This is a genomic window from Variovorax ureilyticus (assembly GCF_037889935.1).
GTDB classification, from domain to species: domain Bacteria; phylum Pseudomonadota; class Gammaproteobacteria; order Burkholderiales; family Burkholderiaceae_C; genus Variovorax; species Variovorax ureilyticus.
Genome location: NZ_JBBKZU010000007.1, coordinates 299,111 through 321,653, shown reverse-complemented (window position 1 = coordinate 321,653; position 22,543 = coordinate 299,111). Strand labels below are relative to the sequence as shown.

General features: G+C 67.6%; 20 protein-coding genes. 16 read left to right on the top strand and 4 right to left on the bottom strand.

The annotated features are described in order from the left end of the window. The first annotated feature begins 36 nt into the window (after window positions 1–36). A complete protein-coding gene (locus WKW77_RS18385; protein WP_340358293.1) occupies window positions 37–1,494 on the top strand; it encodes an aminotransferase-like domain-containing protein in 1,458 nt (485 codons plus the stop codon). Between the two features lie 5 nt (window positions 1,495–1,499). Here WKW77_RS18385 and cydX read toward each other — a convergent pair whose 3' ends face one another. The 3 genes from cydX to WKW77_RS18370 are packed head-to-tail and all read right to left on the bottom strand — an operon-like array spanning window position 1,500 to window position 4,414. Continuing rightward, a complete protein-coding gene (gene cydX, locus WKW77_RS18380; RefSeq protein ID WP_340358292.1) occupies window positions 1,500–1,616 on the bottom strand; it encodes a cytochrome bd-I oxidase subunit CydX in 117 nt (38 codons plus the stop codon). 27 nt (window positions 1,617–1,643) lie between these two features. After that, complete coding sequence (gene cydB / locus WKW77_RS18375) at window positions 1,644–2,795, bottom strand: cytochrome d ubiquinol oxidase subunit II (RefSeq protein WP_340358291.1); 1,152 nt, start codon at window positions 2,793–2,795, stop codon at window positions 1,644–1,646. Next, entirely contained in the window at window positions 2,792–4,414 is a 1,623-nt protein-coding gene (locus WKW77_RS18370; RefSeq protein ID WP_340358290.1) for a cytochrome ubiquinol oxidase subunit I, read from the bottom strand. The genes cydB and WKW77_RS18370 overlap by 4 nt, the downstream gene beginning before the upstream one ends. Window positions 4,415–4,604: 190 nt before the next feature. Here WKW77_RS18370 and WKW77_RS18365 point away from each other — a divergent pair, with 190 nt between their 5' ends. The 14 genes from WKW77_RS18365 to WKW77_RS18300 all read left to right on the top strand — a co-directional run bounded on the left by WKW77_RS18365 (window position 4,605) and on the right by WKW77_RS18300 (window position 16,741). After that, a complete protein-coding gene (locus tag WKW77_RS18365; protein WP_340358289.1) occupies window positions 4,605–5,321 on the top strand; it encodes a c-type cytochrome in 717 nt (238 codons plus the stop codon). After that, window positions 5,318–6,598 (top strand): c-type cytochrome, encoded by a 1,281-nt coding sequence (locus WKW77_RS18360; protein WP_340358288.1) that lies wholly within the window; start codon window positions 5,318–5,320, stop codon window positions 6,596–6,598. The genes WKW77_RS18365 and WKW77_RS18360 overlap by 4 nt, the downstream gene beginning before the upstream one ends. Window positions 6,599–6,631: 33 nt before the next feature. Then, window positions 6,632–6,817 (top strand): DUF2970 domain-containing protein, encoded by a 186-nt coding sequence (locus WKW77_RS18355; RefSeq protein ID WP_340358287.1) that lies wholly within the window; start codon window positions 6,632–6,634, stop codon window positions 6,815–6,817. A gap of 263 nt (window positions 6,818–7,080) precedes the next feature. Continuing rightward, a complete protein-coding gene (locus WKW77_RS18350; RefSeq protein WP_340358286.1) occupies window positions 7,081–7,386 on the top strand; it encodes a BufA1 family periplasmic bufferin-type metallophore in 306 nt (101 codons plus the stop codon). A 10-nt stretch (window positions 7,387–7,396) separates the two neighbouring features. Further along, complete coding sequence (locus WKW77_RS18345) at window positions 7,397–7,891, top strand: DoxX family protein (RefSeq protein WP_340358285.1); 495 nt, start codon at window positions 7,397–7,399, stop codon at window positions 7,889–7,891. 15 nt (window positions 7,892–7,906) lie between these two features. Beyond that, window positions 7,907–9,244, top strand: coding sequence for an NAD(P)/FAD-dependent oxidoreductase (locus WKW77_RS18340; protein WP_340358284.1), 1,338 nt, complete (start codon window positions 7,907–7,909; stop codon window positions 9,242–9,244). 9 nt (window positions 9,245–9,253) lie between these two features. Next, a complete protein-coding gene (locus WKW77_RS18335) occupies window positions 9,254–10,036 on the top strand; it encodes a 3-hydroxybutyrate dehydrogenase (protein ID WP_340358283.1) in 783 nt (260 codons plus the stop codon). 16 nt (window positions 10,037–10,052) lie between these two features. Continuing rightward, a complete protein-coding gene (locus WKW77_RS18330) occupies window positions 10,053–11,189 on the top strand; it encodes a patatin-like phospholipase family protein (RefSeq protein ID WP_340358282.1) in 1,137 nt (378 codons plus the stop codon). An 85-nt stretch (window positions 11,190–11,274) separates the two neighbouring features. Further along, a complete protein-coding gene (locus WKW77_RS18325; protein WP_340358281.1) occupies window positions 11,275–12,237 on the top strand; it encodes a YeeE/YedE thiosulfate transporter family protein in 963 nt (320 codons plus the stop codon). Between the two features lie 90 nt (window positions 12,238–12,327). Continuing rightward, a complete protein-coding gene (gene bufB / locus WKW77_RS18320; protein ID WP_340358280.1) occupies window positions 12,328–13,185 on the top strand; it encodes an MNIO family bufferin maturase in 858 nt (285 codons plus the stop codon). Further along, window positions 13,169–13,945, top strand: coding sequence for an HvfC/BufC N-terminal domain-containing protein (locus tag WKW77_RS18315; protein ID WP_340358279.1), 777 nt, complete (start codon window positions 13,169–13,171; stop codon window positions 13,943–13,945). The genes bufB and WKW77_RS18315 overlap by 17 nt, the downstream gene beginning before the upstream one ends. Then, a complete protein-coding gene (locus WKW77_RS18310) occupies window positions 13,942–14,658 on the top strand; it encodes a winged helix-turn-helix domain-containing protein (protein WP_340358278.1) in 717 nt (238 codons plus the stop codon). The genes WKW77_RS18315 and WKW77_RS18310 overlap by 4 nt, the downstream gene beginning before the upstream one ends. 14 nt (window positions 14,659–14,672) lie before the next feature. Then, window positions 14,673–15,650 (top strand): sensor histidine kinase, encoded by a 978-nt coding sequence (locus WKW77_RS18305; protein WP_340358277.1) that lies wholly within the window; start codon window positions 14,673–14,675, stop codon window positions 15,648–15,650. Beyond that, on the top strand, window positions 15,647–16,741 hold the full coding sequence (locus WKW77_RS18300; protein ID WP_340358276.1) for a PAS domain-containing protein: 1,095 nt from the start codon (window positions 15,647–15,649) through the stop codon (window positions 16,739–16,741). The genes WKW77_RS18305 and WKW77_RS18300 overlap by 4 nt, the downstream gene beginning before the upstream one ends. On the opposite strand, the gene WKW77_RS18295 is transcribed toward WKW77_RS18300, so the two are convergent. Continuing rightward, the gene (locus WKW77_RS18295) at window positions 16,684–21,756 is read right to left on the bottom strand and encodes an AAA family ATPase (RefSeq protein ID WP_340358275.1); all 5,073 of its coding nucleotides are present in this window, start codon (window positions 21,754–21,756) and stop codon (window positions 16,684–16,686) included. The genes WKW77_RS18300 and WKW77_RS18295 overlap by 58 nt on opposite strands. A 176-nt stretch (window positions 21,757–21,932) precedes the next feature. On the opposite strand from WKW77_RS18295, the gene WKW77_RS18290 reads away from it, so the two are divergent. Further along, window positions 21,933–22,442 carry a cupin domain-containing protein gene (locus tag WKW77_RS18290; RefSeq protein ID WP_340358274.1) on the top strand — a complete coding sequence of 170 codons (510 nt, stop codon included), beginning with the start codon at window positions 21,933–21,935 and terminating at the stop codon, window positions 22,440–22,442. Window positions 22,443–22,543: the final 101 nt, after the last annotated feature.

Below are 22,543 nucleotides of genomic sequence, written 5' to 3'. Positions count from 1 at the left end.
ATAAGATCCAGATTCCAGATTCGGTGACCGTATCAGATGGCCGACAACACCCCGACGCGCTACGAGCAACTCGCCGACGACATGGCCCAGGCGATCCGCGAGGGACTGTTGAAATCCGGAGATCGTCTGCCCTCCGTGCGGCAAACCTGTCAGCGCCGCGGTGTGAGCCCCTCGACCGTGTTCCAGGCCTACGGCCTGCTGGAGGCACGCGGCATCATCGAAGCGCGTGCGCGCTCCGGCTACTACGTGAGATCGCAGAAGCGCCCCTCGCGTGCACTTTCCGAACCTGCAGTGCCGCGATCGGAGGCCACCGAGGTCGCTGTCAGTGCCCTCGCTTTCGATCTGCTCGAGACGACGCGCGATCCGCAGGTGGTGCCGCTCGGTTCTGCCTTTCCCGCGCCGCATCTCTTTCCCCTGGACGAATTGGCGCGCGCAGGCGCGCGCGAAATGCGCAAGCTCCTTCCCGAGCAAGTCACGACCGCGTTGACGGTCGGCGATGAGGGACTGCGGCAGGCGCTGCGCCGGCGATACGCATTGCAGGGCGTGCCGCTCGCCCCCGACGAACTCGTGATCGCGAACGGCGCCATGGAAGCGCTGAACTTGTGCCTGCAGGCCGTCACGAGTCCGGGGGACATCGTCGTCGTTGAATCGCCGACCTTCTATGCCGCTCTTCAGGCGCTCGAACGGCTCCATCTTCGCGCCGTTGAAGTCGCGACCGATCCCAGCGAGGGGGTCGTCCTCGAAGACCTCGCCCGCCTGGTCGGTGAACACGACGTGGCGGCCTGCTGGTTCATGCCGAACCTGCAGAACCCGCTGGGCGCCCTGATGCCGGTGGCGCGCAAGCGCGCCCTCGTGGACTTGCTCGCGGCCCGCTCGATTCCGCTGATCGAAGACGATGTCTACGGTGAGCTTTACGCAGACGTCCGACGTCCGCCGCCCGCCAAGGCCTTCGATCAGACCGGCAATGTGCTGCACTGCGCTTCGTTCTCGAAGTGCCTGGCACCCGGCTACCGGGTCGGCTGGGCCGCGGCGGGACGCCACGCCGCCCAGGTGCTCCGGCTCAAGATGATGACTTCGCTGTCCACCTCGATCCCATCACAACTCGCCATCGCCGGTTATCTCGCGCAGGGTGGCTATGACCGCCATCTCCGCCAGCTTCGGGAGGCGCTGTCAACGGAACAGAGGCGCGTCAGGCGACTGATCGAACGTCACTTCCCCGCGGGCACGCGCGTCACGCTTCCGGCGGGGGGCTACTTCCTGTGGCTGGAACTTCCAGAGGCCGTGAATGCCCTCGAACTGCACCACCGCGCCCTCGCGATCGGCGTCAGCACGGCTCCGGGCGTTCTGTTCTCGGCCGACCGGCGATTCGTTCATCACCTGCGCCTGAACGTCGGCCACCCCGACGACCCACGTATCGACGCCGCCGTGCGCTCGCTCGGCCAGATCGCCGAAGCCATGACGCGGGACGCAAAGCCCGCGCGTGCGCACGCCTGAAGCCGCTATCCGGCGCGCTTCGGCGCCTCGGCCGATTCCTCCATCAACTCGAACCACATCGCGTTGAGCACAGCGAAGGTCGCCGCCAACGGCAGCCCCAGTAGCCAGGCGAAGTACCACATGTCTTTTCCTTCCAGTGCGCGTCTCGTTCAGTAGGCGTGCGTCCGACCTTCTTCGATCTGCTTCGCATCCACCTTGCCGGCAAGCACCGCGTAGACCCAGCTCGTGTAGAGCACGATCAGCGGCAGGAAGATCGCCGTCACCACCAGCATCACGAAGAGCGTGAGGTGGCTGGACGACGCGTCCCACACCGTCAGGCTGGCGCTCGGATCGAGCGACGAAGGCAGCAGGAACGGGAACATCGACACGCCGACGCTGATCACGATGCCGGCGATCGCCAATGCGCTCGCCAGCAACGCGGCGATCTCGCGCCGCGCCGCAAGGGTGACCGCTGCCAGCAGGGCTCCGGCCAGAGCGACCGCCGGCACCGCCCACAGCGCCGGGTGCGCCGCCTGGTTCGCGAACCACGCCTGGGGCGCCCGCACCACCGTCTTGAGCAACGGGTTGGAGGGCCCGAGCGGGTCGATGCCGCTCGTGATCTGGTAGCCCTGCACGCTGGCGAGCAGCACGCCGGCGAGCAGGTACAGCGCCGCGGTCGCAAGGGCGGCGACGATGCCGACGCGGCGCGCGCGCCGCTGCACCGCGCCGCCGGTCTTGAGGTGCAGCCAGGCCGCGCCGTGCATCAGCAGCATCGCCAGCGAGACCGCGCCGGCGAGCAACGCGAAGGGATTGAGCAGCCCGAGGAAGCTCCCCTCGTAGAAGACACGCATGTCGGGCGCGAAGCGAAAGGGCACGCCTTGCAGCACATTGCCCATCGCGACACCGAAGACCACCGTGGGCACGATGCCGGCCATGCACAGGACCCCGTCCCATCGCGCGCGCCATGCGCGGTCCTCGCGCTTGCTGCGGAACTTGAAGGCCACCGGGCGCAGGATCAGGGGCACGAGCGCCGCGAACATCGCGAAGTAGAAGCCCGAGAACGCCACGCCGTAGAGCGGCGGCCAGGCCGCGAAGATCGATCCGGCGCCGAGCACCAGCCAGACCTGGTTGCCCTCCCAGACCGGGCCGACGCTGTTGATCACCACCCGGCGTTCGAGGTCCGTCCTGGCGACGACGGGCAGCAGAGCGGCGACCCCGAGGTCGAAGCCGTCCATGACGGCGAATCCCACCAGCAGCAGCCCGAGCAAGGCCCACCAGATGAGCCGCAGGACATCGTAGGAAACAAGTTCGTGAAGGATCATTGCAAACTCCTGTTGGCCCAGCGGCCCGTGAAAGCAAGGCCGGGATCGGCGGAACGGGTCTCATCGGGTCGCAAGTCGCCCGGCGGCACCTCATGCGCTTGCGGCCCCTTGCGAATGGCCTTGAGCATCAGCCTGAGTTCAATGACCATCAGAACGGTGTAGATCGCGACGAACGCAGCGATGGTCGGCAGCACGGTCTGCGCGCCAAGACTCGACACGGCCACGGCCGTCGGCAGCACGCCCTCGATCACCCAGGGCTGGCGGCCGAACTCGGCCACGAACCAACCGCACTCGGCCGCGATCCACGGCAGCGGAATCGCCAACACCGCGACCTTGAGCAGCCAGGGGTGCGCATCGAGCCGGCGGCGCGCCGAGAGCACGAAGAAGCTCGCGGTGAGCACGATGAAGAACATGCCGAGGCCGACCATCAGGCGGAACGACCAGTACAGCGGCCACACCGGCGGGACGGTATCGATCGCGGCCTGTGCGATCTGGTCCGCGGTCGCCTTGCGCGGATCATCGACATAACGTTTGAGCAGCAGCGCATAGCCCAGCGCGTGGCCGTTTGCCTCGAAGATCGTCCTGGCCGATTCAGGAACCGCATCCGTGCTTCGCGCCTCGCGGATCTTCTGCAGCGCGTCATAAGCGGAGATGCCGATGCGGATGTTCAGTTCGGCGCGGTGGACCAGCTCGTCGATGCCGGAAACCTCGGTGGTCAGCGAGCGCGTGCCGATCAGTCCCATGACCCACGGGATGTGAACGGCGAAGTGCGTCTCGCGCGCTTCCTGGTCCGGGAAGCCGAAAGCGGTGAAGGCCGCCGGCGCGGGCTCGGTCTTCCACATCGCCTCGATCGCGGCGAGCTTCATCTTCTGGTGCTCGGTCGAGAGGTATCCGCTTTCGTCCCCGAGAACCACCACCGACAGCGATGCCGCAAGGCCGAACGAGGCCGCCACGGTCATCGAACGCCTGGCGAGTTGCAGGTGCCGGCCCTTGAGCACGTACCAGGCGGAGACGCCGAGCACGAAGACGGCAGCCACCACGTAGCCCGCAGACGCGGTATGCACGAACTTGGCCTGTGCCACGGGGTTGGTCAGCACCGCGAAGAAGTCCGTGACCTCCATGCGCATGGTCTGTGGATTGAACTGCGCCCCCACCGGGTTCTGCATCCACGCGTTGGCGATGAGGATCCACAGCGCGGAGAAGTTGGTCGCGATCGCGACGCACCAGGTGACGAACAGGTGCTTGACCTTGGACAGCTTGTCCCATCCGAAGAAGAACAGGCCGACGAACGTCGCCTCCATGAAGAAGGCCATGAGCCCCTCGATCGCGAGAGGCGCGCCGAACACGTCGCCGACGTAGTGGCTGTAGTAGCTCCAGTTCATGCCGAACTGGAACTCCATCACGATGCCGGTCGCGACACCCATCGCGAAGTTGATGCCGAAGAGCACGCCCCAGAACTTCGTCATGTCGCGCCAGACCGTGCGGCCGGTCATGACGTAGACCGTCTCCATGATCGCGATCAGGACCGACAGGCCGATGGTCAGTGGAACGAAGAGAAAGTGGTAGAGCGCCGTGAGGGCGAACTGCATTCGCGACAGCGCGACGATGTCGAGGTCCATGGTCTGGCAAGCGCCTTGATAGGTCGATGCAGCGATCGTCCGCCGATCGCGACTGGTGTCGTGTACACAGTTTTTGTCATTGAAGACCGTATCAGTTGTCCCGCACAGGCGCTACGGCGCACTTTCGGTGAAGATCGCGCGCAAACTGATCCGGTCGCGATGCCTGCGGCTGGCCAGAATGGGCTCACCGATGAAGCTGTCCATTCGATTCGCCTGCTGGCTCGCATTCGCACTGCTCGCGTGCGGCGCGCTCGCGCAACCGGCGCCGACGTCGGCGCGCAGTGACATGGAGCGTCGCATGGCCGCCTGCATCACCTGTCACGGGCGCGAAGGCCAGGCCACCAACTCGGGCTACTTTCCGCGTCTGGCGGGCAAGCCGGCTGGGTATCTCTACGAGCAGCTTCGCAGCTTTCGCGACGGACGACGCCAGCAGGCCGAGATGAGCTACCTGCTGGTCAACCTGAGCGACACCTATCTGCGAGAGATCGCCGAATACTTCGCCGCGCTGGACCTCCCCTACCCACCACCGGCGCCCTCCGACCTGTCCACGTCCGAGCTGGCGCGTGGCAAGGCTCTGGTCTTCCAAGGCGACGAGGCGCGGGGCATTCCAGCCTGCGTGTCCTGTCACGGCCAGGCGCTGACCGGCAACGGTCCCGCCATTCCGGGCTTGCTCGGGCTGCCGCGTCTCTACATCGCCTCGCAGCTCGGCGCCTGGGTCACGCGCGATCGCCGGGCCCTGCCACCCGACTGCATGGCCGAGGTGGGCCGCAAGCTAGAGACCGCCGACATTCGCGCGATCGCCGGCTGGCTCGCGGCCCAGCGGATGCCGCCGATGAACAGCCAAACCGCGGTGGCGCCACTCGCCCGGCTGCAGCGCGACTGCAGCGCGACGGGAGCTCACGGATGAACGCGCGCAGCCTTCTCGCTGGAGCGACCTTGGGCGCCGCTGTCGTGCTGGCGCTGCTCGCCGGCGCCGTCGTCGCGCTGAACTTGCGAGGCGAAACCCCCATCGACGAAGCCGCCCGCCCACTCGAGGCGACATCGGCGCAGATCGAGCGCGGCCGCTACCTCGCGCTCGCGGGCAACTGCGCGGGCTGCCATACCGCGCGCGGCGGCCCGGCCTACGCGGGCGGCCGCGGTATCGAGACGCCCTTCGGCACCATCTACGCGAGCAATCTCACCCCGGATGCAGAGACGGGGATCGGCCGATGGAATGCGGACCACTTCTGGCGCGCCATGCACCACGGGCGCTCGCGCGACGGGCGCCTGCTGTATCCGGCATTCCCGTACACGAGCTTCACGCACATCACGCGCGAGGACACGGATGCGCTCCATGCCTGGCTGCGCACGCTGCCTCCGACCACACAGCCGAACCGCGAGCATGATCTCGGTTTTCCCTACAACACCCAGGCCGCGCTCGCGGTGTGGCGCGCGCTCTTCTTCTCGCCGGCGCGCGCGGAAGCCCCTGCCGACGCGCAGCCGTCAGCCGAATGGCACCGAGGCGCCTACCTGGTACGCGGGCTCGGCCACTGCGCGGCCTGTCACGGCAGCCGCAATGCGATGGGTGCGAATGACGCCGCACGGGACCTTGCGGGCGGCATGCTTCCCGGCGGGAAGTGGTATGCCCCGGCACTCGATGCGGCCTCGGAATCCGGCGTCGTGGGCTGGCCCGGAGACGAGGTGGTCGCCCTGCTCAAGACTGGCCGTGCCGCGCACGCATCCGTGACCGGGCCGATGGCGGACGTCGTCTACCGCAGCACGCAACACCTGAGCGACGAAGACCTGCGCGCGATGGCCACCTACCTGCAAGCCTTGCCGCCTCGCCCCGAGCCGTCGCCCAAGCCTGCCGCTCGGCGCAACGACTCGCTCATGCGACGTGGCGAGGGGATCTACGCACAGCAATGCGCGTGGTGCCACGGGGAACGCGGAGAGGGACTGCCTGGCGTCTTTCCGGCATTGGCCGGCAATCGTGCGGTGAACCTTGCCAACCCCGCCAACCTCGTCCAGATCGTGCGCCATGGCGGCTTCCCTCCCGCGACGGAAGGCAACCCGCGCCCCTACGGCATGCCGCCCTTCGGGCACCTGCTGGATGACGCGGAGATCATGGCTGTGCCGACCTTCGTGCGCGGCAGCTGGGGCAACGCCGCGGACGAAGTGTCGCCACGGGACGCCATGCAGCGATAGCAAGCGACATTGCGTGTCCATAGGAGTCAAGACATGAGCAAGTTCCGCAAGTCTCTTCGCGCGGTCCTTTGGGCCGCGATCGGACTGGGTGGCCGAAGGGCCGATGCAGAGCAACGCGTGGACAGCGGGAGCCTCGCGCTGATCCTCGTGCTCGCGCTCACCCTCGTCCTGACGTTGATCGGCGGCCTGATCGGTCTGGCCCACCTGGCGGCTGGCTGAGGCTCCCCCGCTGGGCTTCGCCGCTTTCGTCGAGAGCGAGACCGCTCGCCTGGGCAAGATGCTACTGAACCAAGAGTGGCGCGTCTGGCACCGCATGCCACATGCGTGCCAAGTCCAGCTCGGGCATGTGACCAAATCGTGAACTTTCATTGATGGCCGCGTGAGACGCGGTGGCCAGACTTGCTTCCGGAGCGGTACCCGATGCGATGCAGCAACGAGCCGCTCCGCCAGTCTTCCACCTCAACCGTCCACAGGAGTTTCAAATGAATGCAAGTCATCAACTGGTCCAGGGCGCCATCGCCAGTCTGCTCGCACTGGGCCTCGGTGCGGCGAGCACCGGTGCCTTCGCGCAGAAGGTCGAGACAGAGAAGTGCGCCGGCATCGTCAAGGCCGGCAGCAACGACTGCGGTACGAGCAAGAGTTCGTGCGCCGGAACTTCGACGACGGACCGCGATCCCGAAGCCTGGATCTATGTTGCCAAGGGCACCTGCGCGCGCATCGCAGGCGGTAGCGTGACCAACAAGCCCGAGAACGTGCCTGGTGGCGCTGCCGCCATGAAGAAGGGCTGAGGAGACCATCGTGAACTACGCAGGCTCCATGCCATCCGCACACGCCACCCGCGCCGGCCTGCGCTCGCGCACCGTCGCGCGGGTCCGCGCCGCCAGTCGCGGCCTCCAGGCGCTCGCCCCGGCGGTCGACCTCGGCGTGCGACTCTTCGTCGCCAGCGTCTTCTTCAAGTCGGGACTGACGAAGATTGCCACCTGGAGTTCCACGCTCTCGCTGTTCGAGAACGAGTACGCGGTGCCGCTGTTGCCACCGGAGGTTGCCGCCTACCTCGGTACGGGCGTCGAACTGCTCTTCCCGGTTCTGCTGGTGATCGGCCTGGGCACACGCTTCTCGGCCTTCGTGCTCTTCGTCTTCAACATCATCGCCGTCGTCTCCTATCCCGATCTCGGCGCCGTCGGACTGCGCGATCACCAGACCTGGGGCCTGCTTCTGCTTGTCACGCTGCTGCACGGCCCGGGCAAGCTGTCTCTCGACCACCTGATCGCACGGCGCTTCCCCGCGCCATGAACCCGGGAGCGCGCCATGGCCGCTGAACATCACATCGTCATCGTCGGCGGCGGTTTCGCCGGAACCACACTGGCGCGCTCGCTGGAAAGACAGCTGCCGCAAGGCTGGCATGTCGTGCTGGTCAGCGAAGAGAGCTACACCACATTCAATCCGATGCTGGCCGAAGTGGTGGGGGCCTCGGTGTTTCCCGAGCACGTGGTGGCGCCGATCCGGCAGATGCTGGGCGCCGGCAGGCGCAGCCAGTTCGTCATGGGTCGTGTCATCGGCGTCGATCCAGAACGGCGTTGCGTGCGAGCCGTCACGCTCGCGGGCATACGGGAGATCGCCTGCGAGCACCTGGTCCTGGCCTTGGGCACACGCGCCAATCTCGACCTGGTGCCCGGCCTCCGCGAACATGCACTGCCGCTCAAGCTGGTCGGCGACGCGATGTTCATCCGCAACCGCGTGCTGCAGCGCCTTGCGCGCGCCGAGCTCGAACCGGACCCGGCCACGCGGCGGCGGCTCGGCCACTTCATCGTGATTGGCGGTGGATTCTCTGGCGTCGAAGTGGCCGGCGCGCTGGCCGACTTCCTGCGGGGCGCCACCCGCTACTACCCGCGGGTCAAGACCGAGGAACTGCAAGTGACCGTGATCGAAAACGCCGATCGGCTGCTGGCCGAACTTCCCGAATCGCTGGGGCGGACCGCGGCGTGTTCGATGCGTGCGCGGGGCATCGACGTGCGGCTCGATGCACGCGCTGCGGAGGTCGATGCCGACGGCGTGAGGCTGGCAAGCGGCGAAATCATCGCGGGCGCGACAGTGATCTGCACGATCGGTGCGCGGCCCAATCCGCTGATAGAGGGCCTGCCGGTTCCGCGGCAACGCGGGCGCATCGAGACCGCATTCGACATGTCGGTGCCGGGCACGCCGGGACTGTGGGCGCTCGGCGACTGCGCGCTGGTGCACAACGGCGCGACGCAGCAGTTTGCGCCGCCCACCGCGCAATTCGCCGTGGCGCAGGCACGCACGCTGGCACGCAACATCGTCGCCGCCATCGAGGGACGCGCGACGCAAGCCTTCCGCCACGAATCCAAGGGAATGATGGCGACCACCGGCCATCTGAAAGGCGTGGCAAGCGTTTTCGGCTTGCGCCTGCACGGACTGCCAGCCTGGCTGCTGTGGCGCGCCTATTACCTGCTCCTGATGCCCACGGCCGGCCGCAAGGTGCGCATCTGGCTCGAATGGACGTGGAGCATGTTCTTCGCCGCCGACATCACCCACCTGCGCTTCACGCGAACGAACGAGGCCGACGCCGAGACAGAGCGGCCGGCCGTCGAAGCCCTGACGCCATCCCGACACCAGCCCCAACTCTAGGAGCCTCTCATGTTCAAGCACAAATCCGCCATCGTCACCGGCTCGACCAGCGGCATCGGCCTCGGCATCGCTCGCGCGCTGGCCCGCAACGGCGCAGACGTCATGCTCAACGGCTTCGGCGATGCACAGGAGATCGAATTCACGCGCGCCGAACTCGAGCGCCAGTTCGGCATCCAGGTGCGCTACTCGAGCGCGGACATGAGCCGGCCCGATCAGGTGCGCGAAATGGTCGCACGGGCCCATGACGAATTCGGCAAGGTCGACATCGTGGTCAACAACGCAGGCATCCAGCACGTTGCGCCCATCGAGGAGTTCGCCGACGAGAAATGGGACGCGGTGATGGCAATCAACCTTTCATCGGCCTTCCACATCATCAAGGCCGTCACGCCGGGCATGAAGGCGCGCCGCTTCGGCCGCATCATCAATGTCGCCTCCGCGCACGGACTGACCGCATCGCCGTTCAAGTCGGCGTATGTCGCAGCCAAGCATGGGCTGATCGGCCTGTCCAAGACCATCGCGGTCGAGCTCGCCGAATTCGGCGTCACCTCCAACACCATCTGCCCGGGCTATGTGAAGACGCCGCTGGTCGAGAAGCAGATCGCCGACCAGGCGAGGGCCCATGGCATCTCCCCCGAGGAGGTGGTGCGCAACGTCATGCTGTCGCATCAGGCGCGCAAGGAGTTCATCCAGGTCGAGGAACTGGCGGCGCTGGCCGTGTTCCTGGCTTCCGACGCGGCAGCCTCGATGACCGGCACCGCACTGGCCATGGATGGCGGCTGGACACTGCACTGAGCGCAGGGAGACGAACATGGCGAACTCTCGCAAGCCGCGCCCTGCGGCCGGTCGCAGCGGCAACAACGGCGAACTCCCCGGCCAGGTCGTCCTGGTGCTGCAGGGCGGCGGCGCGCTCGGCGCCTACCAGGTCGGCGTGTACGAAGCGCTGCACGAAGCCGGGATCGAGCCCGACTGGGTCATCGGCACCTCCATCGGGGCGATCAATGCGTCGTTGATCGCCGGCAACCCTCCCGAGGAGCGGCTGGCGCGGCTGAACAGGTTTTGGGACCAGATGCAGGCGTCGACGTCCGCGTTCCGCTTCCCGGACTGGATGGGCCTGGGCAACCTGATGTCGAACATGGCAACCGTGATGCGCGGCATCCCGGACTTCTTCACTCCCAACCTGCATGCACTGCGCGGCTCGGCCGCGTCGCTCGGCGTGGAGGCGGCTTCCTACTACAGCACGGCGCCGCTGCGCGGGACGTTGCAGTCGCTGGTCGATTTCGAGTACCTGTGCCAGTGCCGCATGCGCCTGACCGTCGGCGCGGTGAACGCCTGCAGCGGCGACATGCACTACTTCGACAGCAGCAAGGAAGCGCTCGGCGTCGACCACGTGATGGCCTCGGGCGCCCTCCCCCCGGCCTTTCCCGCCGTGCGCATCGACGGCCAGCCGTACTGGGACGGCGGCATCTACTCCAACACGCCGATCGAAGCGGTGCTGGACGACAAGCCGCGACGCGACTCGCTGATCTTCGCCGTGAACGTCTGGCACCAGACCGCGCCGGAGCCCGAATCGATCTGGCAGGTGATGGCGCGACACAAGGACATCCAGTTCGCCAGCCGGGCGGACAGCCACATCGCGCGCCAGAAGCAGATCCACCGGCTGCGCCACGTGATTCGCGAACTGCACAAGCAGATTCCGGCATCGAAGCAAGCCGATCCGACGGTGAAGGAACTGGCGTCATGGGGCTGCGGCACCACGATGCACGTGGCCCATCTGGTCGCGCCGCGCGTGGACGGCGAGGACCACACCAAGGACATCGATTTCACACCCTCGGGCATTCGCACCCGGCGTCAGGCGGGCTACGCCGACACGCTGCGCATGATCGGTCGTGCACCGTGGAAGGACGCCGCCGCCGATCCCATCGAAGGCGTGATCGAACACCGATGACTCCGGGAACCCGAATGATCGAGCGCATCGAGACACTGCTGCGGGACCAAGTCCGCAGTTATCACCACACCGCCAGGATGCACTGATGGACCTCGCGCTCGCCAGCCTCGCGTTCGCGGTTGCCGCCTTCTGCGCCATCGTGATGGGCTTCGCGATCCAGCGCGGCGCGACTTGCACGGTCGCCGCCATGGAGGAGATCGTGAACGAGCGAAGCGCACGCCGCCTGCTGAGCCTTGCCGAGGCCTCGCTGTGGGTGGCCGGGGGCCTGCTCCTGGCGCAGGCCCTGCGCCTGCTGCCGGCCATGCCGCCGGGCTATCGGCTGAACCAGTGGACGGTGCTTGGCGGCGCGCTTCTCGGGCTCGGTGCCTTCGTCAACCGGGCCTGCGTGTTCGGCGCCATCGCACGTCTCGGTTCGGGCGAGTGGGCCTACCTGGCGACGCCGCTGGGCTTCTACCTGGGCTGCCTGAGCGTCGGTCCGCTCTTCGCGGCTGGCGAGCAGGGCAAGCTGGCCAACGGCTCACCCGTGCTGCAGGCGCCTGGATGGGTCGTGCTGCTGTTCCTGCTCTTCGTGGCCTGGCGCCTGATGCGTCCAATCCGCGGCGGGCTGCGTCTGCGCGACGCGCTGACCACGCGAATCTGGTCGCCTCATGCCGCCACCACGGTGATCGGCATCGCCTTCGTCCTCATGCTTTTGCTCGTGGGTGCCTGGGCCTACACCGACGTGCTGGCCGAACTGGCGCGTGGCATGGCCGCCAGTCTCACGGCGCGTTGCCTGCTCCTGCTGGCCTTGCTGCTCGGCGCTGTCTGGGGCGGCTGGACCGCCGGGCGCTTTCGCAGCACGCGCGTCTCGGCGGCGCAATTGCTGCGCTGCCTTGCCGGCGGCGTTCTGATGGGCTGGGGCAGCCTGCTGATTCCGGGCGGCAACGATGGTCTGATCCTGGTCGGCATGCCGCTGCTTCGGCCCTATGCCTGGGTAGCGTTTCTCGCGATGTGCACCTCGATCGGCTTGGCCCTGCTGGCGCGCAGGGCATGGGGGCGGCTGCGCTGAAGCAGAAGGGCCGCCAATCTTCACATTTCGATCACGCGTGCGGCGGCGCATGGGTGGATGCCTAGAATTCTCGTGACCCAGGAGGCGACGATGGACCAGCCCTCGAGATCGTTGACAGGATGTGCCGGCATCGGCCTGCGGTCCGAGCACTACGTCGAGTTCGTCGAATCGCGTCCCCCCGTGGGATTCATCGAGGTGCACAGCGAGAACTACTTCGGCCGCGGCGGCAAGCCGCTGCATTTCCTGAAGCTCGCATGCCAGAGCCATCCGCTGAGCCTGCATGGCGTGGGCCTGTCGATCGGCTCCGTCGACCCCCTGAGCGAGCCGCACCTTGCGCGGCTGGGCGAACTGATCGAGACACTGGAGCCTGCGCTGGTGTCCGACCACCTGTGCTGGAGCTCGGTAGGCGGCATTCACGCCAACGACCTCCTGCCGCTGCCCTTTACCGAGGAGGCGTTGTCGCACGTCGTCTCCCGCGTGCAGCGCGTGCAGGAGCGCCTGCGCCGGCGCATCCTGCTCGAGAACGTGTCGAGCTACATGGAGTACGTTCAATCGGCGATGCCCGAGTGGGAGTTCCTCGCCGAGGTCGCGCGGCGCAGCGGGTGCGGGATTCTGCTGGACGTCAACAACATCTTCGTCAGCGCCCACAACCACGGATTCGAGCCGTTGCGCTACCTGCGCGCGATTCCGCGCCAGTTCGTGGAGGAAATCCACCTGGCCGGATTCACGCGCAAGCCGGTGGACGGCGGCGCAGAGATCCTGATCGACACGCACAGCGCACCGGTCGCCGATGCGGTGTGGACGCTCTACGCGGCCGCACTGGAGCGCTTCGGCCCGGTGCCGTCCCTGGTCGAATGGGATGCCGACCTGCCCCCCCTGCCCGTGCTGGTGGCAGAGGCCGCGAAGGCCAGGTCGTTGATGGAGCTGCACCATGCTTGCGCTGCCTGACATCCAGACCCGCGTCATGGACGCGCTGCTGCTGCGCGACGGCATGGGCGCGACGGCAGTGGTGCGGTCCACTGCGTCCCTGTCCGCACCGAAGCGTCTGCAGGTCTATCGCAACAACATGTTCGAGAGCCTGACCGCGGCGCTGGGGGCCGTCTATCCGGTGGTGGCACGCCTCGTCGGCAGCGGTTTCTTCAGGCACGCGGCGAAGGCTTACATCAGCGCGCATCCCTCGCGCTCGGGCAACCTCCAGGACTTCGGCGGCGAGTTCCCCGCTTTCCTGCTTGCCTACCCCCCCGCCGCCGACCTGCCGTATCTGCCGGACGTGGCCGCGCTTGAATGGGCCCTGCACCGCGCTTATCACGAAGCCGAGTTGCCCAGCCTCACGCTGGATCGGCTGGCGCAGGTGCCGGCCGCCGGGCAGGCCGGGCTGCGCCTTCGTCTGCAGCCCAGCGCCCGCTTCGTCGCGTCGCGCTATCCGCTGCTGAGAATCTGGCAGGCGAACCAGCCGGAAGCTCTCGACGACGAATCGACGATCTCGCTCGACGAAGGCGGCGTGGACCTGCTTGTCGTCCAGCGCGCGCTCGAGGTCGAGTTCAGAATCCTCGACGTGGCCGAGGACCGTTGGCTGCGTGCGCTTGCCGAAGAGGCCAGCCTGGCCGAAGCGACCCGGCGCGCGATGGACGCCGATCCGGCCTTCGACCTCATGGCGGCGCTGGCTCGCCATCTCCGGCTCGGCCTTTTCACGGAGGCTTCGACATGACCCGCCGCGTACTCGTGGTCGAGGACGATCCCGACATCGGCCGTCTCGTCATGCTCCAGCTCGCGGAGCTCGACTGCGAAGGCCGCCTGATCGCCGACGGCGTGACCGGCCTGGCCGAGTGCGAGAGCGGCAACTACGACCTCGTGATCCTCGATCTGATGTTGCCGCGCTTGGATGGGCTGCAGATCTGTCGGCGCCTGCGCACGCATGCGCGCTACACGCCGATACTGATGCTCACCGCCAAGTCCTCGGAGCTCGACCGCGTGCTGGGCCTGGAGCTCGGTGCCGACGACTACCTGACCAAGCCCTTCAGCATGCTCGAACTCGCCGCGCGCGTGAAAGCGGTCTTCCGGCGCGCGGACCACCTGCAGGCAGCCCAGGCGGCGAAGGCAGCCAACGAGGAGCAGCTGATCGAGGCCGGAGGCCTGCGCATCGACGTGAATCGCCACGAGGCGCTGCTGGACGGCAAGCCCGTCGACCTGACCGCCAAGGAGTTCGACCTGCTGGTGTACTTCGCGCGCAGTCCCGGGCGTGTCCACACGCGGGCGCAACTGCTCGACCAGGTCTGGGGCTACAGCCACAGCGGCTACGAGCACACCGTCAACTCACACATCAACCGGCTGCGCAACAAGATCGAGCGCGATCCCGGCAACCCCGACTACATCCAGACGGTCTGGGGCGTGGGCTACAAGTTCGGCGAGCCGCGCCCCTGAGGACGGATCCCCCCGTGGACCTCTTCGACATGGCGATCATCGCCCTCGTCTCCGGAGCAGTCGCCGCCCTGTACGTGTCATGGCGCGCCGCGCGACGGCTGAAGCGATTGGCCGACACCGTCGATGCCTTCGCGCGGGGCGGCTGCACCGATGCCCTGCGCGTGTCGGGGGCCGACGCCCACGGGGACGCGATCGACCGCCTTGCAGCGCACATGGAACGGATGTCCGCCCGCATCGGCGAGCAGTTCGCGGAGCTCGAACACAGCGTCGATCGGCGCCGCGAACTGCTCGCCAATGTCTCGCACGACCTGCGCACGCCGTTGACGTCGATGCAGGGCTACCTCGAACTGCTGCTGTTGCGGCACGGCAGCCTGTCGCCCGCGGAGGAGCGCAACTACCTCGAGACGGCGGTTCGACACGGCGAGCGCCTGGGACGCCTCGTGAGCGACTTGTTCGAGCTGACCCAGCTGGAAGCCGCGGAAGCATTGCCGCAGCCAGAGGCCTTCTCGCTCGCCGAACTGGCACAGGATGTGGCGCAGAAGTTCGCCCTCGACGCCAGGAATCGCCACGTGGAGCTGCGCGCCGCGGAGAGTGAAGGCAGCGGCGCAGGCCGTGCGCTGGCCGACATCGGAATGGTCGAACGGGTGCTGGAGAACCTGCTCGACAACGCCCTGCGCCACACGCCGGGCGGTGGCCGTGTGACGATCGAGTTCAGCGTCGATGCGCAGCGGGCCCGCATGGCCGTGCGCGATACGGGCTGCGGCATCGCGCCCGCCGAGTTGTCCCACATCTTCGAGCGCTACGACCGCGCGAACCGTTCCGCACCGGGCGTCCAGGGAGGCCTGGGATTGGCGATCGCCCAGCGCATCGTGCGCCTGCATGGCGGCGAGCTTTCGGCCACCAGCGTCGCGGGCGCCGGCAGTTGCTTCGCGTTCGACCTGCCGCTGGCGACCCCATCTCCGGTTTTTCGCGCAGAGAGGATGTCCCCATGACCACGCACCCCATGGCCCTCGCGCTTCTGTTCGCCCTGGCAGCGGCATTGCTCGCGGGACTGGCTTGGTCGACCGCCCTGCGGGCTCGCCGACAGCGCGACGCGTCCGGCGAACGTCTGGCGCAGGTCGAGCGGCGTCTCGCCGAACAGCGCGCCGCGGTGGGCCGGGCCGAGGCTCTGCGTGCCGCAGCCGAGGCCGAGCTGCGCGCCAGCGAGGAGCGCTACGTCGCGGCGATGCGCGGCAGCCAGGACGGCATGTGGGACTGGGACATTGCCTCCGGCCGGGTCGAGCTCTCGCCGCGCTGGAAGAGCATGCTCGGCTTCGAGGCCAATGAGCTCGCCGACAACCTCGAAGCCTGGCGCGCGCGCGTCCACCCGGATGACCGGCCCGCGCTTGAACAGGCACTCGCGCAGGCACTCGCACCCGTTGTCGCCGACGCGCGGTTCGAACACGAGATGCGGCTGCTGCACAAGGATGGGAGCGTGCGTTGGGTCCTGTCGCGCGGCGTCGGCATGCGGCGCGCCGGCGGGTCGCCCTATCGCATGGTTGGCCAGGACACCGACGTGACGCCGAGCCGGCGCGTGCTCCACGTGCTTCAGGCCGTGGCCGATGGCACTGCCGGGGCGGTCGGTGAAGCTTTCTTTCCGGCGATGGTGCGGCACTTCGCGCGCGCGCTCGGCCTCGATTGCGCCTTTGTCGCCGAATGCGCGGACCAGCCCGCGACGCGGGTGCGCACCTTGGCGTACTGGGCAGAAGGCAGCCTGCACGACAACTTCGAATTCGCCTTGGCCGGCACGCCCTGCGAAGCCGTCGTCCAGGACGGAAGCGCCTGCTTCCATCGCAGCGGCCTCGCGCAGATGTTTCCGCGGGAAGCGGGCTGGGAGGCCTATCTCGGGATGCCGATCATTGCGAGCGACGGTCGCACGCTCGGCCATCTTGCGTTCCGCCATCGCACCTCGCTGGGGGACGAGATACTGGTCGACTCCGTCTACCGCATCTTCCTTGCGCGCGCGGCGGCCGAACTCGAACGGATTCAGGCGCTGGCACGGCTGCGCGCAGGCGCATCGCCAGCCGGTGTGCCGGCCTCCTGAGGCGCCTGGGGTCGTGCCACCGGCAGGCCGAACGAAAAGCAGCTGCCCTCGCCTGCCCGACTCTCCACGGCGATCTGGCAGCCGTGAAGCTCGACGATGCGCCGGGCGATCGCGAGGCCCAGCCCGGCGCCGCCCGTCGCATCGTCGCGGCCCTCTTGGCCGCGATAGAAGCGATCGAAGACGCAGGGCAGTTCCGCCTGCGGAATGCCGCAGCCGGTGTCCGCGATGCTCGCAGTCACGCGCTCGCCTTCGACGCGCAGTTTCACGCTCACCGAGCCGCCGGCCGGCGTGTGCTTCAGGGCATTGCCGATCAGGTTGTCGAGCACGCGCTCGACCAACCCCAAGTCGGCATCGACCGGTGGCAGCGGGCTTGCTGCCTCGACCCGCAGCATCACTTCCATGCGATCGGCCGTCAGCTGGAACTTCTGCAGCACGTCGACAGCGAGTTCGGAGAGCTGGAAGGCCTCGCGTTCGAGCGCCAGGCCCTTGAAGTCAAGTCTTGCGAGCTCGAACAGCTCGTCGATCAGGGTGGCGAGGTGCTTGCTCTGGCGCAGCGCGATCTCGGTGTAGCTTTGCCGCGTCGCGGGCTGCAACTCGTCGCCCTTCAGTGCCAGCATCTCCAAGTAGCCGCGCAGCGAGACGAGCGGCGAGCGCAGGTCATGCGACACGTTGGCAATCAGTTCGCTGCGAAGGTAGACGTTCTCGGCCTCCAGGTCTTCCTTCAGCCGCTGGACCTGAGCCAGCGCCTGACCGAGTTGCTGCCGTGCCTCGCGATGCTCGCCCACCTCGTGCTTCAGCCCTTCGAACAGCCGCGCGTTCTCCAGCGCGATAGCGGCCTGGGTCGCCAGCATGCGCACGACCCGGATGCGGTCTGCCGTGAAAGCGCCTGCGAGCACTCTGTTCTCCAGGTAGAGAACTCCGACGAGCCGTCCCTGCGTCTGCACCGCCACACACATGACCGAACCCGGCCTGTGGCGCATCAGGTAGGAATCACCGCCGTAGCGATCGTCCGCGGCGGCGTCGGCCAACACCACGCTCTCCGCGGTGCGCCGCACGTAATTGACGATGCTCAACGGCAGGTTGCGCGACGCGGACAGCGACGTGCCGGGTGCCATCGCCCACTCGGCCGCCTGCAGCGGATCGGCGGCGTAGACCACGGAGTCGCCATCGCGTTCGAGGACCAGGCAGCCGCGCTCGGCCCCCGCGTTCTCGATCGCAATGCGCATGAGGCGCGCGAGCAGGCGGTCCAATTCGACCTCGCCGGCGATCGCGTGGGCGGCCTTCATCACGCTGTCCAGGTCCAGGTCGACCTCGGGTGCGTTCGGCGCCGGCGCGGCGGATCTCGGTGGCGGCGCCGGCAGTTCGCGCGACGCCGTCCTCTCGTCGCCCGGCAGTCCGGGATACATCCGATCGAGCTGCTCGACCTTCGCCGCCGCGCCCCAGCGCGCATAGCAGGTGCGCGCCTGCGCCATGAACAGGCCCGCCAGCTTCGTCTCCCCGCGCGCGAGACGGCATCGTGCATGGAGTTCGTTGGCCAGCGCGAGCTCCTGAAGCATGCCGGGCTGCCCGGCCGCGTATTCGATCGCCTGCTCGTAGTGCTCGATCGCTTCGCGCTCGCGGCCTTCGATACGGAGGAACTCGGCGGCCAGCAGCAGCGCAGGGCAGCGGAAGTTCTCGGGGCAATGGGCGGCCAGGCCGTCGAACGAAGCGCGCGCCTGGGCGATCCGGGCCAATGCGGCCCGACGCTGCTCGTCGTCCGCATCGGCATGACCAGCGGCCAGCGCCATCGCATTCCAGAACTCGTAGACCAGGGGCCACACCGTGCCGGCCACATGGTGCACCGTGGCCCCCGCCACACGCGCGGCCGCCAGTGCCTCCACAGGGGTGCCAAGCATGCAGCAGACATGCAGTTTCGCCACGGCGTGGACAGTCGCAAAGAAAGGGTTGTCGCGGTACGTGCGAAGGTACGCGTCCTCGTCGATCGACTCATCGGACAGCGACATGGGCCCCAGGGTCACGCCCTGCAACGCGCGGGCCCAGTTGAGGATGATCTTCGTCGAGTCGGCAAAGCCCTGGTTCTTGAGCCCCTGGATCAGCGCAACGTTCGGCGTGTACTCGCGCACGAACCGGGCCAGGTCCTGCGTGGCAAGGATCGCCGCCCAGAGCTCCGTGCCGGCGCCATAGGCTGCGTAGAGGAAGTCACCGCTCTCGAGCCCGCTGCGGCAGGCTTCGCGCGCGTAGGGAATGCAGCTCGCCCATGATTGCCGCCAGAAGTTGACGTGCGCATGGAACTGCTGGTAGATCTTGGCGCGTCGCCGCGAGTCCTCGAAGCGATGGTTCACGGCGAGCGCCAGTTGCCCGAACGCGTAGGCGCCCCGATAGTCGCCGCGTACCGGGCCGACCGTGATGGCATGCGTCACATAGCCATAGGCGGACTCCTCGATGTTGCCGTGCACCAGCGACAGCCGCACCATCGTCGCGGAGATCAGCCGTGACAGGGTCGGGTCGCCGAGGATGAAAGTCGAAGCCCAGATGTCCGTGAGCATGCTCATCACGATGAGGATCTTCGGGTCGTTCATCACCGGAAGGTCGACCAGCGAGGCGATGTCCCGCTCTCCCAGCAGTGACGCGATGAGATCCATCTCGCGGGCCAGTGCATGCTCCTTGTCGGCAGCGCTCTCCGGTAGCGAGACGTCGAAGAGCGCGAGGCCGGCGCGGGTGTTCGCCAGTGCCTCCGCATAGCGGGAGGTGTGTTCGTACTGCAAGCTTCGCAGGCGATGGACGCGCGCCCGGTCGATGTCGGTCGCGGCCCGGTGCAGCAGCAATTCGCACTGCTGGTGCGCCGCCCCGTAGCGCCCGCAAAGGTACATGCTCTCGGCTGCCTCGAGGTGCAAGGCAAAGCACAGCGCGTAGTCCGATTGCCAATGGTCCTCGGCAAGCAGCCCCATCCCGGCCTGGAAGAAGTCCAGCGCGGCCTCGTGCGCGGTGGACGACTTGGCCTTGCGACCGGCGTCCAGGTCGAGGCGTGCGACCTCGAGCCTTTCGTGCGCGGCGGCAATGAGACCGCTTCCGCGGTTGAGGTGATGGACGATGTCGAAGAGACCGCGGTCAACCTCGTGCGGCGTGGCTCGCGACAGCAGCAGGCGGCCTATGCGCAGGTGCAGCATCGGCTTGCGCTCTTCAGGAATCATCGCGTAGGCCGCCTGCTGCACGCGGTCGTGCAGGAAGGCGTAGGCCGGTTCCGCGTCGCCGTCCCTTGCCGCCGCCGGAACGATCAGGCCCTCGGCGGCCGCTTCCGCGAGATCCTCGGCCACCTCGGGCAAGGGCTGTTCGCTGATGAGCGCCAGCGTGCGCTGGCCAAAGCTGTTGCCGATACAGGCAGCCAGCGTCAAGGCGTACTGGGACCGGTGGGACAGGCGCCGGATGTTGCGCGTCATCAGGTCGATCACATCGTCGGCCAGCGGAGCCGAAGCGATGGATTCGATCTGGTAGCTCCAGCAGCCGAGCGTCTCGTCGCAGCGCAGGTGGCCGTCCCGCATCAGCATTCTGAGGAACTGGACCACGAAGAACGGATTGCCGCCGGTCTTCTCGAGCACGAGTCGCGCCAGGGGCTGCGCATCGCCGGGATCTCCCTGCAGCGTATCGCGGATCAGCGCACCGAGGTCGGCCGGTCGCAGCGGCTCCAACTCCACGCGCCGTACCTGGACGCCGGCCGCTTCGAGTTCATCGAGCGCCCGCGTCAGGCGGTGCGTACCGTCGAGATCGTTGTCGCGGCAGGCGCCAACGAGCAGCACGCCACGGATGTCTGCGCTCGTGAGCATCGGTTCGAGCAGACTCAGCGTGGCCGCGTCGCCCCACTGCAGGTCGTCGAGAAACACCACCAGCGGATGCGCGGGCTGCGCCACCGCCGCGACGAAATTCTGGAACACGCGCTGGAAGCGGTTGAGCGTCTCGGCGGCGCCGAGCAGAACCGGCGGCGTCTGCTTGCCGATGATGAACTCGATCTCGGGAACGACCTCCGCGAGAACGCCACCGTTGGCGCCCAGTGCGTTAGCCAGGCGGCCACGCCAGGCGTCCAGTCGGTCTTCGCTCTCCGTGAGCATCTGCCGAACCAGGCCGCGCAAGGCCTGGATCAACGCGCCGAATGGGACGCTGCGGGCCACTTGGTCGAACTTGCCCGAAACGAAATAGCCTTCCTCGCGGACGATGGGCTTGAAGAGTTCGTGGACCAGCGCGGTCTTGCCGATGCCGGGATAGCCCGAGACGAGCAACATCGACGCGCCCGCGCGCCCGCTTCGCGCGTGCTCGAAAGCGGCCCGCAGCTCGGCTACTTCCTGCTCGCGGCCGTAGAGCCTCGGCAGGATTTGCAGCCGCCCGTCGATGTCGCTGCGCCCCAGCGGAAAAGTGTCGATGCGCCGCCGCGCGGCCCATTCGCGCTGGCAGATGGCGAGATCGTCGGCCAGCGCGGTGGCGCCCTGGTAGCGGTCCTCGGGCATCTTCGCCAGCAGCTTCATCACGATCTGCGACACGGGAAGAGGCAGGCCGGCGTCGATGTCGATCGGTGCGCGCGGTGTGCGCGCGATATGCGCGTGGATCAGCGCCAGGGCGTCCGCCGAGCGGAACGGTGGCACGCCGACGAGCAGTTCATAGAGCACGACACCCAATGCGTACAAGTCGCTGCGATGGTCCGGTGCGCGCTCCGTGCGTCCGGTGTGCTCGGGTGAGGCATAGACCAGGCGCGCAACGGGCATCGAGGCCGCTGGCGGCGACTCCAGGCCGCACATGTCTCCGAAGTCGGTCAACCACGCCCGTTCGCTGGCGGGATCGCACAGCACCGCTTCGGGGCGTACTCCGTTGTGAACCATGCCGCGCCGATGCAGTGCGGCCAGTTCCGCCGCCACCCCGATACCGAACGCAAGCACTCGACGCAGGGGCATCGGGCCCGCGGTCGCCAGCGTGGAAAGCGGCACGCCGCCGGCTGCGGGCGGGTCGGACAAACCGATGTCGGGTTTCATGGCTCTTCGAGTGGATGGCTTGCAGGCCGCACTGTGCGCCTGTTTCACAGTCGATGGCAATGCGTGACCAAAGCGTGAGGATTCGTTGATGGGGCCGTGAAACGCGCAGTCCAAAGTGGATTCCGGAGCCGCCGCCGAGCGATCCGTCATCCCAACCACTTTCAGGAGTTCACGCCATGCACACCGCCAACCTCCCTCGTCCCACGTTCTGGCGCCAAGCCGCTGCAGCCGCACTCGTCGCCGGCGCCTTCGCTGCGCTCGCCCCGGCCGTCCATGCGGGCGAATGCCCTGCCAACAGCGTCGTGGCCGACGGGCAGGGCCAGAAGCCCGGCCCCACGATGCCGAAGGATGTGACCGATGTGGTCCGCTACAGCACCGATCTGTCGAAGGAGCCGTTGGCGCTGCAGGGGCGCCTGTTCCGCTTGCGCCAACTCGAGATGAAGCCAGGCGGCATCGTGCCCTGGCACAGCCACAACGAGCGGCCGGCGATGATCTACATCGTCTCGGGCGAAGTGGTGGAATATGCGAGCAACTGTGCGGTGCCCATCACGCATCGCACCGGCGATGTCGCTCCGGAAAGGAACGGCACGTCCCATTGGTGGAAGAACACGGGCAACACGACGGCCGTCCTTATTTCGGTCGACCTGTTCCCTACCGGGATGAAGATGGACCCGCACGAGATGTGACATGCGGAGTCGACCATCGGGTCGGCAGCAGCAGTTCGCGACGGCATCGGGCGTCGTCGACTCGATTGCGTCGACCGTGCGCGCGAAGTAGAAGGGCTCGC

Bases quoted from the DNA above. Each gene is read 5' to 3' on its own strand.
- WKW77_RS18315 (WP_340358279.1), top strand. From the start codon at position 13,169: ATGCTTGCGCTGCCTGACATCCAGACCCGCGTCATGGACGCGCTGCTG.
- cydB (WP_340358291.1), bottom strand. From the start codon at position 2,795: ATGATCCTTCACGAACTTGTTTCCTACGATGTCCTGCGGCTCATCTGG.
- cydX (WP_340358292.1), bottom strand. From the start codon at position 1,616: ATGTGGTACTTCGCCTGGCTACTGGGGCTGCCGTTGGCGGCGACCTTC.
- WKW77_RS18360 (WP_340358288.1), top strand. From the start codon at position 5,318: ATGAACGCGCGCAGCCTTCTCGCTGGAGCGACCTTGGGCGCCGCTGTC.
- WKW77_RS18340 (WP_340358284.1), top strand. From the start codon at position 7,907: ATGGCCGCTGAACATCACATCGTCATCGTCGGCGGCGGTTTCGCCGGA.
- WKW77_RS18385 (WP_340358293.1), top strand. From the start codon at position 37: ATGGCCGACAACACCCCGACGCGCTACGAGCAACTCGCCGACGACATG.
- WKW77_RS18310 (WP_340358278.1), top strand. From the start codon at position 13,942: ATGACCCGCCGCGTACTCGTGGTCGAGGACGATCCCGACATCGGCCGT.
- WKW77_RS18300 (WP_340358276.1), top strand. From the start codon at position 15,647: ATGACCACGCACCCCATGGCCCTCGCGCTTCTGTTCGCCCTGGCAGCG.
- WKW77_RS18325 (WP_340358281.1), top strand. From the start codon at position 11,275: ATGGACCTCGCGCTCGCCAGCCTCGCGTTCGCGGTTGCCGCCTTCTGC.
- WKW77_RS18290 (WP_340358274.1), top strand. From the start codon at position 21,933: ATGCACACCGCCAACCTCCCTCGTCCCACGTTCTGGCGCCAAGCCGCT.
- bufB (WP_340358280.1), top strand. From the start codon at position 12,328: ATGGACCAGCCCTCGAGATCGTTGACAGGATGTGCCGGCATCGGCCTG.
- WKW77_RS18295 (WP_340358275.1), bottom strand. From the start codon at position 21,756: ATGAAACCCGACATCGGTTTGTCCGACCCGCCCGCAGCCGGCGGCGTG.
- WKW77_RS18330 (WP_340358282.1), top strand. From the start codon at position 10,053: ATGGCGAACTCTCGCAAGCCGCGCCCTGCGGCCGGTCGCAGCGGCAAC.
- WKW77_RS18370 (WP_340358290.1), bottom strand. From the start codon at position 4,414: ATGGACCTCGACATCGTCGCGCTGTCGCGAATGCAGTTCGCCCTCACG.
- WKW77_RS18365 (WP_340358289.1), top strand. From the start codon at position 4,605: ATGAAGCTGTCCATTCGATTCGCCTGCTGGCTCGCATTCGCACTGCTC.
- WKW77_RS18335 (WP_340358283.1), top strand. From the start codon at position 9,254: ATGTTCAAGCACAAATCCGCCATCGTCACCGGCTCGACCAGCGGCATC.
- WKW77_RS18355 (WP_340358287.1), top strand. From the start codon at position 6,632: ATGAGCAAGTTCCGCAAGTCTCTTCGCGCGGTCCTTTGGGCCGCGATC.
- WKW77_RS18350 (WP_340358286.1), top strand. From the start codon at position 7,081: ATGAATGCAAGTCATCAACTGGTCCAGGGCGCCATCGCCAGTCTGCTC.